15 protein-coding genes are annotated in these 16,076 nt (G+C 69.4%); 4 read left to right on the forward strand and 11 right to left on the reverse strand.

Annotated elements, in window-relative coordinates:
* The first annotated feature begins 11 nt into the window (after positions 1-11).
* Positions 12-932, forward strand: a complete 921-nt coding sequence (locus AC07OH_RS27300) for a restriction endonuclease (protein WP_495302786.1) — start codon at positions 12-14, stop codon at positions 930-932.
* A gap of 14 nt (positions 933-946) precedes the next feature.
* Complete coding sequence (locus AC07OH_RS27305; RefSeq protein WP_495302787.1) at positions 947-1,270, forward strand: hypothetical protein; 324 nt, start codon at positions 947-949, stop codon at positions 1,268-1,270.
* A 17-nt stretch (positions 1,271-1,287) separates the two neighbouring features.
* On the opposite strand, the gene AC07OH_RS27310 is transcribed toward AC07OH_RS27305, so the two are convergent.
* The 3 genes from AC07OH_RS27310 to AC07OH_RS27320 all read right to left on the reverse strand — a co-directional run bounded on the left by AC07OH_RS27310 (position 1,288) and on the right by AC07OH_RS27320 (position 4,698).
* Entirely contained in the window at positions 1,288-2,223 is a 936-nt protein-coding gene (locus AC07OH_RS27310) for a M14 family metallopeptidase (RefSeq protein WP_095948925.1), read from the reverse strand.
* A 139-nt stretch (positions 2,224-2,362) separates the two neighbouring features.
* On the reverse strand, positions 2,363-3,565 hold the full coding sequence (locus AC07OH_RS27315) for an ammonium transporter (protein ID WP_062476947.1): 1,203 nt from the start codon (positions 3,563-3,565) through the stop codon (positions 2,363-2,365).
* Positions 3,566-3,735: 170 nt separating this feature from the next.
* On the reverse strand, positions 3,736-4,698 hold the full coding sequence (locus tag AC07OH_RS27320; RefSeq protein WP_495302788.1) for a LytTR family DNA-binding domain-containing protein: 963 nt from the start codon (positions 4,696-4,698) through the stop codon (positions 3,736-3,738).
* Between the two features lie 156 nt (positions 4,699-4,854).
* Here AC07OH_RS27320 and AC07OH_RS27325 point away from each other — a divergent pair, with 156 nt between their 5' ends.
* Positions 4,855-6,120: an acyltransferase family protein gene (locus AC07OH_RS27325; protein ID WP_495302789.1), complete on the forward strand. Its 1,266-nt coding sequence runs from the start codon at positions 4,855-4,857 to the stop codon at positions 6,118-6,120.
* On the opposite strand, the gene AC07OH_RS27330 is transcribed toward AC07OH_RS27325, so the two are convergent.
* A complete protein-coding gene (locus AC07OH_RS27330) occupies positions 6,038-6,484 on the reverse strand; it encodes a PaaI family thioesterase (protein ID WP_495302790.1) in 447 nt (148 codons plus the stop codon). The two genes, AC07OH_RS27325 and AC07OH_RS27330, sit on opposite strands and share 83 nt — an antisense overlap.
* Positions 6,485-6,716: 232 nt before the next feature.
* Here AC07OH_RS27330 and AC07OH_RS27335 point away from each other — a divergent pair, with 232 nt between their 5' ends.
* Positions 6,717-8,345: a DUF4139 domain-containing protein gene (locus AC07OH_RS27335; RefSeq protein ID WP_495302791.1), complete on the forward strand. Its 1,629-nt coding sequence runs from the start codon at positions 6,717-6,719 to the stop codon at positions 8,343-8,345.
* Between the two features lie 18 nt (positions 8,346-8,363).
* Here AC07OH_RS27335 and AC07OH_RS27340 read toward each other — a convergent pair whose 3' ends face one another.
* The 7 genes from AC07OH_RS27340 to ylqF form a co-directional block, all read right to left on the reverse strand.
* On the reverse strand, positions 8,364-10,556 hold the full coding sequence (locus tag AC07OH_RS27340) for a TonB-dependent receptor (protein ID WP_495302792.1): 2,193 nt from the start codon (positions 10,554-10,556) through the stop codon (positions 8,364-8,366).
* A 31-nt stretch (positions 10,557-10,587) separates the two neighbouring features.
* Positions 10,588-12,066: an ABC transporter permease subunit gene (locus AC07OH_RS27345; RefSeq protein ID WP_495302793.1), complete on the reverse strand. Its 1,479-nt coding sequence runs from the start codon at positions 12,064-12,066 to the stop codon at positions 10,588-10,590.
* 15 nt (positions 12,067-12,081) lie between these two features.
* Positions 12,082-13,482, reverse strand: a complete 1,401-nt coding sequence (locus tag AC07OH_RS27350; RefSeq protein WP_495302794.1) for an ABC transporter permease subunit — start codon at positions 13,480-13,482, stop codon at positions 12,082-12,084.
* A gap of 4 nt (positions 13,483-13,486) precedes the next feature.
* Complete coding sequence (locus AC07OH_RS27355; RefSeq protein ID WP_495302795.1) at positions 13,487-14,191, reverse strand: ABC transporter ATP-binding protein; 705 nt, start codon at positions 14,189-14,191, stop codon at positions 13,487-13,489.
* Positions 14,192-14,311: 120 nt separating this feature from the next.
* Positions 14,312-14,461, reverse strand: coding sequence for a type B 50S ribosomal protein L36 (gene ykgO, locus AC07OH_RS27360; protein ID WP_013542562.1), 150 nt, complete (start codon positions 14,459-14,461; stop codon positions 14,312-14,314).
* A gap of 102 nt (positions 14,462-14,563) precedes the next feature.
* Positions 14,564-15,022, reverse strand: a complete 459-nt coding sequence (locus AC07OH_RS27365; protein ID WP_495302796.1) for a Fur family transcriptional regulator — start codon at positions 15,020-15,022, stop codon at positions 14,564-14,566.
* A gap of 54 nt (positions 15,023-15,076) precedes the next feature.
* Positions 15,077-16,054, reverse strand: coding sequence for a ribosome biogenesis GTPase YlqF (ylqF, locus tag AC07OH_RS27370; RefSeq protein WP_492680455.1), 978 nt, complete (start codon positions 16,052-16,054; stop codon positions 15,077-15,079).
* Between the last annotated feature and the right edge of the window lie 22 nt (positions 16,055-16,076).

The raw sequence follows: 16,076 nt of genomic DNA on the forward strand, positions 1-16,076 counted from the left end.
GCGAGCGACCGATGGCAAAACAGACACGAGCCGAGCGCCGACGCGAGCGGGCGCGACAGGAACTGGCCGGCAAGGCCTGGATGGCGATCTTCGTCGGCATCCTGCTGCTGGTGGTCGCCCCCGCCTTCCTGAAAGGGCCGATCGTGGGCACGCTGGGGCCGGCGCTCCGACCTGCCGGTTGGGTCGCACTGGCGATCGGGGCCGTGCTGCTGGGCTTGCACTACGTCGTCCGACGTCAAGCCGCTCGCGTGGAGATCGAGCCCGCAGCAGCTCGCACTCCCGCACGCCCCGCGCCCACCTCGACAACCGAGCGTCGCGAGCCCACGCTGTCACCCTCGCCTTCGACAACACCCCATGCGGGGCAGGAGTCGCAGTGGAGCCCCGCCGTACTCCAGGCCATCGAATGGCGTCGCTTCGAGGCCTTGTGCGAAGCGCTCTACGCACAAGCCGGGTTCACCACGCGCAGCCAATCGCACGGCGCGGACGGCGGCGTCGATATCTGGCTCCAGTCCAGGCACAGTGACGTCCCACGCGTCGTCCAATGCAAGCATTGGCAAGGCAAAGCCGTGGGCGTGAAGGAAATGCGCGAGTTCTTCGGCGTGATGGCTTCGCACCAATTGAAGAGCGGCACCTACGTGACGAGCTCGACCTTCTCGGCGGAAGCGGCGGCGTTTGCGAAGGCGAACGGCATCCACGCCCAAGACGGCGCGGCCCTGCTCAAGCTGATCGGCCAGCGCACGCCGGAACAACAAGCGGCACTGCTCGCCGTGGCCTACGAAGGCGAGTACTGGCGGCCGACCTGTGCGAGTTGCGGCACCAAGATGATCGAAAAGACATCGTCCAAGAACGATGGCAGCTTCTGGGGCTGCGCCAACTATCCGAAGTGCCGAGGCCGGACGATCCCGAAATCGAAGGCATCCGCAACGGTCTAGCCGGGAAGCGAGCCATGACCCGTCCAGCGATGTTCGCCGAAGCCTGCCTCGCCCCCTCGTTCGCACCCACCGAACGCCGCGAAGCCCTCGCCCGCCTCAACACCCTCTTGCACCCCGCCCTGCAGCGGATCGTCGCCGCCGAGGTCGCCGCGGGCAACCGCGTCGTCGATGTCGGCATCGACTGGCCCGACGAGGGCTCGGTGCACGTCACGCTGCAACGGCACTTCACGGCCCGGCACGCCGGCAAGCAGGCCGCGTTCAGCCTCTGCGACGACCCGCACTACTGGCATGCCGACTACAGCACCGCGGACAAACCGCGGCACCTGCTGATCTGCTGAACTGAAGGGCGCCGGCCTCAGAGCGGTCTGGTCAGGTACACCGCCTCGCGCCCGACGATCGTGCGCTGCGCGGGCATGAAGATCGTGCAGTCGTCGCACGGCGCGCGGATTTCGTCCGGGCCGTTGGTGGCGATCAGTTCGCCCTTGGCAAAGGTCTCGAAGCCGATCAGCGGGCGCACGAAGGCGAAGTCTTCCGACTTGATCACGTGCGTCTGGAGCAGCTCGAAGCGGCGCTGCTCGCCGGGCGCGGGCACGGCCGGGTCCTTGTCGATGAGGCCGAAGTGCGCCAGGAAGTCGAGCGAGATGGCGGTGGCCAGCTCGGAGGCCGAGCGCAGGAAATGCTGGCCGCACTCGGCCACCAGCGCCACGCCCTTGCCGTCGGCCCGGCCATGCTGGCCGTGCTGGATCAGCGGCGTGCCCGAGCCCAGGCCGTCGGGCATCACCAGGTGCACCGACGGGCGGCCGATGGCCATGGCGGCCTCGGCGTTGCGGTCGAAGGCCGGGTACACCCAGAACGGGATCACGGGCTGGCTCGTGGAATGGATGTCGAGGATGTGGTCGGCCGCGCTCACCACCGGGCGCAGTTCGCGGGCGCGGCGCAGCTCGGGGCTGTCCTCGCTGCCGTCGAGCCATTCGGGCGACCACACGCGGTTGAGGTTGTGCACCAGCTGGCGGCTGTCGAACGGCAGCGCCTCGTTGAAGGACTCGTAGGCCGCCACGTTGGCAAAGCTGACGGTGAGCGTGCCGATCTTCGGGCGCACGCCGGTGTCGAGCAGGTGCGTGGCGGCGGTCATGCCGCAGATCTCGTTGCCGTGCGTCAGCGCGTTGATCAGCACGTGCGGGCCGGGCTTGCCGGATTCGAAGCGGTGCACGTAGTCGATGCCGACGTTGCCCTCGCGGTAGGCGGACAGGTCGCGGGGGAGGACTTCGAGGGCGGGGGGCGATTGGGTCATGGGGGATGCTGGAATGGAATGAGCGGCCAGACGAGTTTGCTACAGGCCGCGCATTTGTGCTTCGGGCGGCCATGCCGTGCCCATACGCTTCAAAAATGAAGCGTATTTGATCGCCATGCGCTTCAGCGAAGACTGACGACTACCAATTCACCTCCCGCTCCGGCGTCGCCGAAATGTGGTGGATCGACAGGTCCGCCCCGTCGTATTCCTCCTCCTGCGACAGCCGCAGCCCCATCGTCGCCTTGAGCACGCCGTACACCACGGCACCGCCGATCAGCGCCCAGACCACGCCAAGCAAGGTGCCGATGAGCTGCGCCCACAGGTTCACGCCGCCGATGCCGCCCAGCGCCTGGGTGCCGAAGATGCCGGCCGCGATGCCGCCCCAGGTGCCGCACAGGCCGTGCAGCGGCCACACGCCGAGCACGTCGTCGATCTTCCATTTGTTCTGGGTGCGGGTGAACATGAAGACGAAGATGGCGCCGGCCACGCCGCCCGCCACGAGCGCGCCCAGCGGGTGCATGAGGTCGGAGCCAGCGCACACGGCCACGAGGCCGGCGAGCGGGCCGTTGTAGACGAAGCCGGGGTCGTTCTTGCCCATGGCCAGCGCCACCAGCGTACCGCCGACCATCGCCATCAGCGAGTTGACGGCGACCAGGCCCGATATCTTGTCGATGCTCTGCGCGCTCATCACGTTGAAGCCGAACCAGCCCACGCACAGCACCCACGCGCCCAGCGCCAGGAACGGGATGTTCGACGGCGGGTGCGCGCTGAGCGAGCCATCGCCGCGGTAGCGGTTGCGGCGCGCGCCCAGCAGCAGCACGGCCGGCAGTGCGAGCCAGCCGCCCACGGCGTGCACGACGACCGAGCCGGCGAAGTCATGGAACTCGTGGCCGGTGACCGAGGCGATCCAGCCCTGGATGCCGAAGGCCTTGTTCCAGGCGATGCCCTCGTACAGCGGGTAGACAAAACCGACGATCACCGCGGTGGCGATCAGCTGCGGCCAGAACTTGGCGCGCTCGGCGATGCCGCCCGAGATGATGGCCGGAATGGCCGCCGCGAAGGTCAGCAGGAAGAAGAACTTCACCAGCTCGTAGCCGCTCCTTGCCGACAGTTCGGTGGCACTGACGAAGAAATGCGTGCCGTAGGCCACGCCGTAGCCCACCAGGAAGTACACGATGGTCGACACCGAGAAGTCGACCAGGATCTTGACCAGCGCATTGACCTGGTTCTTCTTGCGCACGGTGCCCAGTTCGAGAAAGGCAAAGCCGGCATGCATGGCCAGGACCATGATGGCGCCGAGAAGGATGAACAGCGCGTCAGCGCCCTGTTTGAGTGCGTCCATGAGAGCTTCTTGCAGGTTTTTGGTTTGATTTGGTGCGTCGCACCCGAACGGCTCGGGGCGCCGGCGCAAGAAAGCAAAAATGGTGCCTGCAGGCTCTTGAATGGTGCGAAACGACCCAGGAATGGGCCGATTTCGCGGGACGCGCACCGGATCGGAACGCGCCGAAACCCTCAGCCCGCGCCGCCGCGCAGCGCGTCGCGATACCGCCGGCTGCAGGGCACGGTCGTGCCGTCGCGCATGTGCAGCCGGGCGTCGCCGCCGTCCAGCGGCTCGATCTCCTTGATGCGGCCCAGGTTCACCGCGTGGCTGCGGTGCACGCGCACGAAGGTGGCGGGGTCGAGCTGGGTCAGGAAGTCGGTGAGCGTGGCGCGCAGCAGGTAGTCGTGGCCGTTGACGTGCAGGCCGACGTAGTTGCCCTCGGCCTGCAGCCAGTCGATGTCGGTGGCGGCGATGAGGAATTCGCGGCGCAGCTTGCGCACGAGAAAACGTTCGGGGCGGGCCACCACGGGTGGTGGCGCCGGCGGCGCTTCGACAGCGGGCGCGGGAGGCACGGCAGCGTCGGCGGGCGCCTCGGCGGCCACCGGTGGCATCGCAGCCTGGGCCGCCCCTGCGTCCTCCGGCGCGTCGAGCACCCGCGCCTCCCCCTGCAGCCGCAGCATGAACAGCCGGTAGGCCCAGATGCCGAAGACCATCGACACGTACGCGCGCACGTCCTTCAGGTATTCGTAGCCCCACTGGCCGCGCCAGTCCGCGAAGTCGTAGCGCTCGCCGACCGCCGCGTAGGCCAGCGCGCGCAGCGCGAACATGGCCACCACGTGCACCACGCTGAACACCACGCTGGCCACCGCATGCCCCGCCAGGTAGCGCAGCAGATGCCTGCGCGGCAGCGGCGACAGCCAGCGCTCGACCGCCACGATGCCCGGCACCAGCGCCAGCAGCACGAGGTGGCTGGAACCCTCCCACACCAGAATCTCCCAGGTGGCGTGCGGCACGGCGCGCCGCCCTGCATCGACCAGCGCCACCGAGGTGTTGAACACGGCCTGCACCGCCATGACCACGATCCAGAAACCCACCTCCACGTACCGCCGGATCGGCTCGTAGCGTTCGTACAGGTTCTTGCGCGGGTCTCGCATGCGGGGAATTCTCGCGAAAACGGCCCCCTGGGGTCGGCCCATTTCGTCCCTGCGGGGCACCGCTCGTCACAAAGCGGGAGCGATCCGTCCCCTCACCGACCCCCGCCGGGGCCGCGGGCCCGAGCATCGCGGCTTCTTCGCTTCGAGGCGCCTGCAATGACCACCGCAACCACCCACCTGACCGACCCACGCCGCCATGACATCGACGCCCTGCGCGCCCTCGCCTTCCTGCTCGTCATCCTCTACCACGTGGGCATGTACTACGTGGCCGACTGGCCCTGGCACCTGAAGAGCCCGCACACGGCCGAGTGGCTGCCGTGGCCGATGCGGGTGCTGAACCTGTGGCGCATGGACCTGGTCTTCCTGATCTCGGGCGTGTCGCTTGGCCTCCTGAGCCGGGGCCAGGGCACCTGGGGCCTGTTGCGCAGCCGGGGGCTGCGGCTGATGCTGCCGCTGGCCTTCGGCATGGCGGTGGTCGTGCCCTACCAGGCCTACGCCGAGGGCGTGGCGCGCGGGCTGGTGGCGCCGGGCTTCGGCACCTTCCTGCTGCGCTACCTGTCGATGGGCGCGCCCTGGCCCAAGGGCGCGTTCGCGGGGGCGGAGTTCGGCATCACCTGGAACCACCTCTGGTACCTGCCCTACCTGTTCGTCTACACGGCGCTGGTCGCGCTGACGCTGCCGCTGTGGCGCTCGGCGGCCGGCCAATGGGTGCGGCGGCGCTTCAACGGACTGCGTGGCTGGCAGCTGCTGGTGCTGCCCGCGCTGCCGCTGCTGGCGTGGACGGTGCTGCTGGCGCGGCACTTTCCGGCCACGCACAACCTGGTGTGGGACTTCCACCTGCACAGCATCTACTTCACCGTCTTCCTCTACGGCTACTGGATGGGCGTGGACACGGGCGTCTGGCGCGAGCTTGAACGGCTGCGTCGCGTGTCGCTGCTGCTGGCGGTGGCGGCGATCGGCGCGCTCATCGCGCTGCGCGTCGGGGCCCTTGTTTCGCCCCAATGGCTGCTGATGGACGTGCTGCGCACCGCCTACCTGTGGCTCGCGGTCGCCACGATCCTGGGCCATGGCCATCGCCACCTGAACCGCCCCTGGCCGTGGCTGCGCTGGGCCAACGAGTCGGTCTACCCCTGGTACATGCTGCACCAGACGCTGATCGTCGCCGGGGTGGCGCTGCTGGCACCGCTCGCGCTGGGCCCGGTGTGGGAGCCCGTGGCACTGGTCGCCGTGACCATTGCCGGCTGCTGGCTGCTGACCGACGGGCTGATCCGCCGCATCGGCTGGCTGCGCCCGCTCTTCGGGCTGAAGCGCAAGCCCGAGGCCGAGCCTGCGGTGGTGCTTACGCCGCCTGCTTCGGCTTCGGCGTCGTCGACGCCTCGTCCACCGGCACCAGGATGGCGTTCGCCGTCGCCACGAGCTTGAGCTTGTCTTCGCCCTGGCCTTCAGGCTGCGCGAACAGCTCGGCCCCGACGAACACCTGCTTGCGCCCCGCCTTCACCACGCGCCCGCGCGCCACGAAGGCCTCGCCGATGGCGGGCGAGATGCAGTTGATGGAGAAATGCGAAGCCAGCACGCGGCCCGCCACGGTGGCGGCCGCGAAGCCACTCACGGTGTCGAGCAGCGCGGCGATCATCCCCGCGTGCAGGAAGCCGGCGTACTGGCCCATGTCTTCCTCGCGCCACTTCATGCGCAGTTCGGCCTGCCCGTCGGCGGCCTGTGTGACGTCGAAGCCGGCCCAGCGGTTGAAGGCGGCCGAACGGTTGATGGCCTGGATCGTGTCGAGCATGGGGGGTGTCCTCTCAAGATGAATGTGGAAAGTGAGGCCCACTCTAGAAAGCCGGGCCGCCGCGCACCGTCTCTTGGGTGACCGGTTCGGCGCCGACAGATGCCTGCGCGACAGCAACGCGCCCGCGTCACCTCGGCGTCATGAAAAAAACTTCGCAACGCCTTAACCCCGTTCGCCCACCCCGTCCGTAGAAGCGGAGATTCGTCACCGACTTTCTTCCGGAAGGCTTTCCATGCACACACCGTTCTCCGCCCGTCCCCTCCTGCGTGCCACCGCCGTCGCTGCCCTCTGGCTGGCCGCAGGTGCCGGCGCCCATGCGCAGCTGCAGGCCGACGCCTCGCGCATCACCCAGGTCAAGGTCTACCCCGGCAGCGCCACGGTGGAGCGCGTGGCGCGCGTCGCAGCGGGCAGCCGGTCGGTCACCTTCGCCTGTCTGCCGGCCGGGCTCGACGTGCAGAGCCTGCAGGTGTCGGCCGGCGCGGCGGTGCGCGTGGGCGAGACCTCCGTGCTCAGCGAGGCGCGCGAGCTTTCGGCGAACTGCGCCACCAGCGCGCTCGACGGCCGCATCCGCGAGCTCGAAGACCAGAAGGCCGCGTTGCAGGCCGAGACCGATGCGCTGGGCATGGTCACGGGATATCTCAAGGGGCTGTCGGGCGGCGAGTCGGGCCCCGGCGCGCGGGCGCCGGTCGACGCGCGCAACCTCACAGCCGTGACCGACGCGATGCGCCGCTCGGGCCAGGACGCGCTGCTCAAGCAGCACCAGATCCAGCGCCAGCAGACCGACCTCGACCGCCAGCTCAAGCCACTGCTGGCCGAGCGCGGTCGCACGCAGGGCCAAGGCGCGCAGGTGACGGCCGTCACCGTCACGCTGGCCGCCAGTGCCGATGCCGACGTGAAGCTCAGCTACCAGGTCAACGGCCCGGGCTGGACGCCCAGCTACCGCGCGCTGCTCGACACCACGACGCGCAAGGTGCGCATCGAGCGCCAGGCGCTGGTGGCGCAGGCCACGGGCGAGGACTGGCGCGGCGTGAAGCTGGTGCTGTCCACCGGCCAGCCGCGCCGCGAGACCACGGGGCGCACGCCGAGCGCGTGGCGCATCGGCATCGAGCCGCCGCCGCGCGCGAATGCCGAGTCGGCGTACATGGCCGCGCCGATGGCCGCCGCCCCCTCGCCCATTGCCGCCGACCGCAAGATGGCCATGGAGCGCGCACGCGAGCCGCTGTTCGATGTGAGCGTGTTCGACAACAGCTTCGCCACCGAATTCGCCGTGCCGCAAAGCATCGACGTGCCTTCCAACGGCCAGCGCGTGACCCTGGCGCTGGGCCAGCATGAGGACACCGCGCAGCTCGCCGCGCGCACCAGCCCGCGCGTGGACCCGAGCGCCTTCCTGATCGCCGAGATGGCGCAGCCCTCGGGCGTGTGGCCGGCCGGCCCGATGCAGCTGTACCGCGACGGCAACTTCGTCGGCCAGGGCCGCTGGAACGCGCCGAGCGACGCGAAGCTCTCGCTCTCGTTCGGTCGTGACGAACTGGTGCGCGTGCAGGCCGAACCCGAGCGCGACAACCAGGGTTCGGGCGGCTTCGTCGGCTCGCGTGCCGAGCGCCAGGTGCAGCGCGCCTACGTGGTCGAGAACCGCCACCGCACGCCGATCGCCGTGCAGGTGCTGGAGGCCGCGCCGGTGTCGGTCGACGAGCAGGTGCGCGTGACCACGCGCTTTGCGCCGCAACCGGCCGAGCAGGCGTGGAACAAGCAGCCGGGGCTGGCGATGTGGCGCTTCGACCTGGACGCGGGACAGACGGCGCGGGTGTCGGCGGACTACACGATCGGGTATCCGAAGGATGCGCGGTTGCAGATGCGCTGAGCGCGCAACACGGCGGCGTCAGAAGTCGAACTTCGCCGACACCTCGAAAGTCCGCCGCGGCGCCAGCAGCACCTGGCTCGCGGCGCGGCCGGTCCACGTTGCATAGAGACGGTCCGTCAGGTTGCGCACGCGGAAGCTCAGCAGCGCATTTTTCAGGCGGTAGCTCACGGCCGCATCGACCGTGGTGAAGCCGTTGATGCGGATCTGGTTGGCGTTGTCGGTGTACATCGGCCCCGTGTAGTTCAACGACGCGAAGTACTCGAACTTCGAGCCGTCGGGCCGGTAGGTGGCAAAGATGTTGGCCATGCGCTCGGGCACGTTCGGCGGGGTCTTGCCCACGCGCGAGACGTTGCCGGCTTCGACCAGCGTGTCGAAGCGCGCATCGAGCGCCGCCAGGTTGCCCGCCAGTGTCCATTCGCGCGTGGGCCTCCACACGGCCGACAGCTCGAGGCCGCGCGATGACTGGCGGCCGTTGTTCACGGTGGTGGCCGCGTTGTTCGGGTCGCGCGAGAGCACGTTGTCGAGTTCGATCTTGTACAGCGCGGCCGTCCACTCCAGGTTCGCCGCGGGCAGGCTCTGCTTGAAGCCCACCTCGGCCTGCTTGCCGCGCGACATCGGGAACGCAGCGTTCGAGGCCGACAGCAGGAAGAGCGATCCCACCGGCAGCGTGGCGTTGGTGTACTGCGCATACAGGCTCGACTGCGGCGACAGGTCGTACACCGCCCCGATGCGCCCCGAGGTGGCGCGGTAGCTCGCGCCGAAGCGCGTGACGCTGCCCGCGTTCAGGTCCCAGATGCGGCGGTCGACCTCGGTGCGGTCGTGGCGCAGGCCGCCGACCAGCGTGAGGTCGCGCATCGGCTTGAGCGCGTCTTCCACGAAGACCGAGGCGACCTTCACGCGCGAGAAGGTGTCGGCGCGGTTGCCCGCGCCGGTGGTCAGCGCGGGGTTGTCGTCGAAGTAGCCGGTGTACGGGTCGAACACGGGCACGCGCAGTTGCGCGGCGGTGGCGGGGCTGCTGTTCGAGAAGCGGCGCTGGCTGCCGAAGCGCGTTTCGCTGTATTCGCCGCCGACGACGAAGCGGTTGTCCAGGCCGGCGATCTTTCCCTTGTGCGTGGCGTCGAAGCGGTCGAGCCAGAAGTCTTGGTCGTGCGTGATGAGCGTCTGGTCGCGCGCGATGCTGGCGGGCGGCACGAAGGTGGCGCTCTCTGAATTGCGGAACATGCGCTTGGACTGGTTGGCCGAGAACTCGTTGCGCCACGACCAGCCGCCGCCCGCCTGCCCCGTGAGGCGCGCGCGCAGCCAGTAGGTCTCCGACGAGTTCTCGTCGTCGCGCACGTTGTAGTTGGTGCGCGCCATGCGCCGGTCGATCACGCGGCCGTCGGGCGTGCTGACGACGTTCGTCGGCTGCGTGGCGAAGCTGCGCGGCACGAGCGGCGTGCCCCAGTAGGCGTCGTTGTCGTCGCGCAGGTAGTCGAACGACAGGTCGAGCTTCACCGAGCCGCCCAGGTCCACCAAGAGGCCGCTCGTGAAGTGGTCGATGCGCTCGCCGTTGCGGTCGATGGTGCCCACTTTGGTGTCGTTGCGGCTGTAGTCGAGCCGGTAGGCGCTGGCCTCGCCGAGTGCGCCGCCGAAGCCGAAGGCCGCGCGCGTGGAGCCGTAGCTGCCGTACGAGAGCAGCGCCTCCTTGTGCGGGTTGCTGCGGTCGGGCCGCTTGGTCACGAAGTTGACGATGCCGCCGATGGCGCCCTCGCCGTCGAGCACCGAGGCCGGGCCCTTGAGCACCTCGATGCGCTCGTAGTTCCAGGTGTCCTGCACGCGGTTGGTGACGCCCGCGCCCGAGCTGCGCACGCCGTCGTAGAGGTACATGAGGCTGGTGAAGCCGCGCAGCGACAGCGTGGTCGGCGACGACGGCGGGCCGCCGCCCGAGAGGCCCGCCATGCCGCGCAATGCTTCGCTGAAAGTGCGCGCGCCGCGCTGCTGGATCGCATCCTGCGACAGGATCTCGACCGAGGCCGGCGTCTCGCGCACCGAGAGGCCCAGGCGCGAAGCCGAGCCGCTCGACTCATCGAGGTGCAGGCTGTTCGCATCGCGGCTGCCTTCGATGGTGACGGTGCCGAGTTCGGCGTTGTTGCTGCTGCTGTCTTGTGCAGAGGCGACTTGCAAGGCGGTGAAGGCGGCCAGCGCGACGGTGGTGCGGGTGAACGGGGTCATGGAACGGTGCGTGGAAGAAATGAAGAAAGCGTCAGGCCACCGAGAAGCGCCGCAGCCGCCAGGCCGCGAGGCCGAACAGCAGCAGGCTCGGCACCAGCAGTTGCAGCACGGCCAGCGCGGCCTGCCCGCGCACGAGCTCGGCGGGCTCCTCGTGCCAGGCGAAGGTGGGCATGCGGTCGAAGTCGGCCGGGGCGAGCGCATCGCGCGCGTCGATGCGCGGGAAGAAGAAGGCCTTCCAGGCTTCGTGGTGCGCCACGGTCTGCGCGTCGAAGCGCGCATGGCGGCGTGCGCCGTTGCCGGCCAGCGCGGTCATGCCTTCGTAGGCCACGGCCGCCGGCGACACGGCGCCGAAGCGGCCCACCAGCGCCTGCTGTGCCGCCTGTTGTGCGTCGAAGCGCGCGAGCGCGGGGCGGATCGCTTCGTCGACCTCGCGCTGGATGCGGTAGTTGGCCAGCGAGCGGCCGGCGATCTCGATCTTGCCCTCGCGCGGCACGAGGATGGCACCCTGCCCCACGTGCTGGTACTCGGTGCCCAGCAGGTCCTGGTAGCGCTTCATCGCCTCGGCCGTGACCACGCGCTGTCGCGTGGCCAGCTCGGTGCGCGACGGCGCGGGCGCGGCCTGCGTGACGGCCAGGTTGAGCAGCACCGGCGCCACGAGCACCAGCAGCACCCAGGCGATGACGAGCACCATCGCATTCGTCGCCGACGAGGCACCGAAGGCGTTCACCGCCACCACCAGCGCGAACCAGAACAGCGCGTAGGCGCCGACCAACAGCGCCCACCACAGCGTGGCGCTGCCCGCGCCGCCCGCCGTGAGCCCCGCATGGCGCGCGATCCACAGCACCGCCACCGGCAGCAGCACGGCCGGGCCCAGCAGCACCGCGGCGCGCACCGTGAGCTTGCCCGCGAGCAGCGTGCGCAGCCGCAGCGGTTGCGACAGCAGCAGGCGCAGGGTGCCGTTCTCGCGCTCGGCCGACAGCAGGTTGTAGCTGAGCGCGAAGATGAGCAGCGGCAGCAGGTAGACGATGACGAAGGCCAGGTCGAAATGCCCGCTCAGCAGGTGCCACGGGTTTTCGATGTCGCTCGGGTTCATGAACACGACGCGGCTCTGGTTCGTGACCTGGTACTGGCTCGGAAACAGGTCGCTCTGCCCCAGCGCGACCGGGCCCAGCGGCGCGGTCGGCAGCAGCACGTGCTGGCCGCCGTAGCCGCTCGCCATGCGCGAGGGGTCGGCCGGGTTCTCGAAGGGCGTGGGTTGCGCGGTGCCGGCCAGGATGGCTTCGAGCAGCGTGCGCTGCGCGGTGCGGGTGTCGCGGTCGGCCTGCGCCACGGCCGCCTGCGCGCGGTCGCGCTGGGCGGTCTGCAGCAGGCCGTTGCCCAGGGCATAGGCCACGAGCAGCAGGAACAGCGCGCCGACGACCCACAGGCCGCGCTCGGCGAGCATCAGGCGCACTTCCTGGCGCATCACGGCCAGCAGGCGACGGCCTTGGGGAGGATGGAGGGACGACATGGGTGGCATCCCCTCTCAGAGCGCGCGCTGGCGCAAGGTGGCGAAGGCCGCGAACGCCGCCGCGAGCAGCAGGCCGGCGCACAGCACGAGGAAGCTGCGCGCCTGGTGCCGCAGCGCCCACCCCGCCCCGGGCGGGTGGTAGTCGAAGGGCGGCACGGTGGCCCAGAGCTCGGGCGTGGCCTGGTAGGAAAAGTGGCGGTCGCCGAGCGGATCGGCATGCGCCACGAGGTCCTTGCTCATCAGGTCCTGGATATTGCGGCGGTGCAGCTCGGCGGCCGTGGTGAAGCGGCGGTGGTGCGAGAAGTCGGTGCCCGCCATGCCCATCGAGAAGCTGCGCACCGCGAGCAGCGGCAGCAGCAGGCCGCTCCACTCCTGCACTTTCTGCTGCTGTTCCCAGGTGTCCCACAGGCGGCCGTAGTGGCGGTCGTACACGGGGTACGAGGCCTGGTCGTCCAGGCGTAATGCGATGCCCCACTTGCTCAGCGGCACGTCGCGGCCCCAGCGCTCGGTGGTGCCGAAGTTCTGCTGCCAGACCTGGTTCGACACGGCCTTGAGTTCCGCGCCCAGCGCTTTGTTGAACTCGAGCCGCGTCGGGCTCGGGAACCACGTGCGCGAAAGCTCGGACAGCACGCGCGGCGCCATCACGGCCTGCCCGATCCACAGCGCGAGCAGCACGGTGATCGCCATGCGCGAGGTGGACGACAGCGCCGACACGCCCAGCACCAGGCACACGAAGATGCCGAGGTAGACCGCGTAGCCCAACGACCACGCGCCTAACCGCAGCAGCGCGTCGACGCGCCCGCCCGGCTCCGCGCCCACCGCCACGGCGACGGCCGCGACCAGTGCCGCCGGCACCAGCAGCACCGCGAGCAGCGCCGACAGCGCGAGCGCCTTGCCGGCCAGCAGGCGCAGCGGCGCCACGCCCAGGCTCAGCGTCTGGCGCAGGATGCCCTGCTCGCGCTCGCCCGCGAAGGCGTTGAAGCCCAGCACGATCACCAGCAGCGGGCCGAGCACCTGCAAGATCCAACCCACCGACAGGTTGCCGAAGCGCTGCAGGCCCGTCGCGTCCTGCGCGGCGTTGAACTTGACCTCGCTCTGGCGGTGCGCCTGCAGCCACACGGTGCTGCCGATGTAGGGGTTGATGCCCGCGTCGACCATCGACAGCGGCGACTCGGGCTTGAAGGCGTGCATGCCCTGGTGCGCGGCGTCGTGCGGATGGCGCTTGTCCTGGTGCAGCCAGTCGCGGTAGTCCATGGCCTGCGCGGCCACCTGCTCGGCATGCGCGCCGCGCTGGTGCGCCCAGCCGACGGCCAGCGCGGTGAGGAGCAGCACGGCCACAAGACCGCCGGCCCAGTACAGACGGCCGTCGCGCAGGCGTTCGGTGAATTCGCGTCGGGCGATCCAGCGCATCGTCATCGGGTCAGGCCCTCATGTGTTGCAGGTAGAGGGACTGCAGGTCGGTCTGGCCGATCTGCGCGCCGTCGAGGCTTTCGACAAGCCGGCCGCGCTTCATGATCCCGACGCGCGTGGCGGTCTGCTGCGCGTGGAACAGGTCGTGCGTGGTGGTGAGCACCGCCACGCCGCGGTCGCCCGCGCGGCGCAGCAGGTCGGAGAACTCGGCGGCGGCGTGCGGGTCGAGCCCCGAGGTGGGCTCGTCGAGCAGCAGCGCCTTGGCCTCTTTGGCCAGCGCCACCGCGATCCACACCTTCTGGCGCATGCCCTTCGAATACATGCTGACGCGCTTGTCGGCGGCAGCGTGGTCGAGCCCCACCTCGGTCATCAGCGCAAGCAGGCGTTCGCGCGGCAGTTCGTGGCCCAGTGCCAGGCCGGCGAAGAAGCGCAGGTTCTCCAGGCCCGAGAGCGTGCCGTACAGCGTGACCTGCTCCGGGATGTACGCCACGTCCTGCTTGGTCGCGACCGGGTGGCGCGTGACGTCGGTGCCGTTGATCTGCACCGTGCCGTCGGTCGGCGCGATGAAGTTCAGGAACAGGTTGATGGTGGTCGTCTTGCCCGCGCCGTTGGCACCCAGCAGGCAGTAGATGTCGCCGCCGCGGATGTCGAGGTCGAGGCGGTCCAGCGCGGTGTGCGCGCCGTAGCGTTTGGTGAGGCCGGAGGCTCGGAGCATGGCGGAGGGATTCCGATGGAAGGAAGAAGGAAAGGAAAGACGCGCGCAGGCACGCCCCGGCGTGGGCACGCCGATGCGGTCATCGAGGGGAATGGAAGGCGGCAGCGAGGCCGCCGCGCGTCAGCGCTTGTTCTTGTTTTTCGCGCCGCCTTGCCGCGCCTTGAAGCGCGGGTTGGACTTGCAGATGACGTAGGTGCGGCCGCGCCGCGTCACCACCTGGCAATCGCGGTGACGCTTCTTGGCTTCCTTGAGCGAGGACAGGACTTGCATGTGCGTGGCCGGGGAGTTCGTTCGGACACGCGAATATACGTTATTGCGAATTCATTCTCAATAACTTTGTTAACTTTCCCCGCACCCCGGGGCCCGCCGTCTTCAGTGCGGCGGATGCGCCTTCGGCGCTTTCGCGCCGGCGTCGACGCAGGCCGCGCATAAGCCATGCAGCGTGACCTCGTGGTGCGTCACCTGGAAGCCCTTGGGGGCCAGGTCGTGCATCGGCCCCGGGCACGCGTGCAGCAGGAACACCTGGCCACAGTGCGAGCAATGGAAGTAGTGATGGTGGTGGAGCCCTGCATCGCCACCGGCGCCGTGCGAAGCGTGATCGTGTGGATCAGCCTTGCAGGCCACTTCATAGCGCGCCGGTTCGCCCGGCAGCTCGACCTTGGCGATCTCGCCGTCGGCCAGCAGCAGCGAGACCTGGCGGTACACCGTCGACAGGCTGATCTCGGGCACGATGGCCCGTGCGTGTTCGAGGATTTCGGGGGCGGTCAGCACGCGACCGGCGTCGCTGAAGGCGGAGAAAACGGCGTTGCGCTGGCGCGTGAGACGTTGCATCGCTCGATGATAGGGGCGGCCCGCGCGGCGTTCAGCGTGCCGCGCGCAAAACCTTCACTCGTCCGCCGTGCGACTGCCGTCCGCGGGCGCGGCTTCAGGCTTCTGCTTGCCCTTCTTGCCACGCGCCGCCTTCTTCGCGGCACGCTCGGCGTCGGCGCGCTGGCCGGCGGCCAGCCATTGGGCGAACTCTTCGGGCGTCTCGAGCGTGATGCGCCCCAGGTTGCCGGCGCGGAACTCGTGCATCACGATCTCGGCGGCCTTCTGCAGGTTGACCTTGCCCTTGCCCAGCAGCGCGCCGCGCTTGCGGCCGATGGTGTCGAGCACGTCCTCGTCCTTCATGCCGGCCAGGGTGGCGGTGTCGAGTTCCGTGAGCTTGAAGCGCGCGACAAGACCGTCGGCGTAGTTCGCCTTGAGGTAGTCGAGCAGCTCCAGCGCCACTTCTTCTTCATCGAACGCATTGCGCCCCACCGCGCCGCTGGCCGCGAGGTTGTAGCCGCTCTTGGGCACGATGATGCGCGGCCACAGCATGCCGGGCGTGTCCCACAGGTAGAAGTCGTCGGCCAGCGTGATGCGCTGCTCCAGCTTGGTGATGCCGGCCTCGTCGCCGGTCTTGGCCTTGCGCCCGCCGGTGAGCGTGTTGATGAGGGTCGACTTGCCCACGTTGGGAATGCCGCAGATCAGCACGCGCATCGGCTTGGCCATGCCGCCGCGGTTGGGCGACAGCTCGTGGCAGGCGCGCACGATGCGCTGCGCGGGCATGGTCAGGCTGGCATCGAGCGCAATGGCGCGGGTGTCGGGCAGCGCGTTGTAGTGCGCCAGCCAGGCCTCGGTGCGCGCGGGGTCGGCCAGGTCCTGCTTGTTGAGCACCTTGAGCGTGGGCCGCCCGGCCGTGAGCTCGGCCAGCATCGGGTTGGCGCTGGAGCCGGGCAGGCGCGCGTCGAGCAGTTCGATCACCACGTCGATGTCCTTCACCCGTTCGGTGATGGCCTTCTGGGTCGAATACATGTGACCGGGGAACCACTGGATCGCCATCGATGGATGCTCTTTCTTTCGC

The sequence above is a fragment of the Variovorax sp. GW821-FHT10C12 genome (assembly GCF_059415405.1).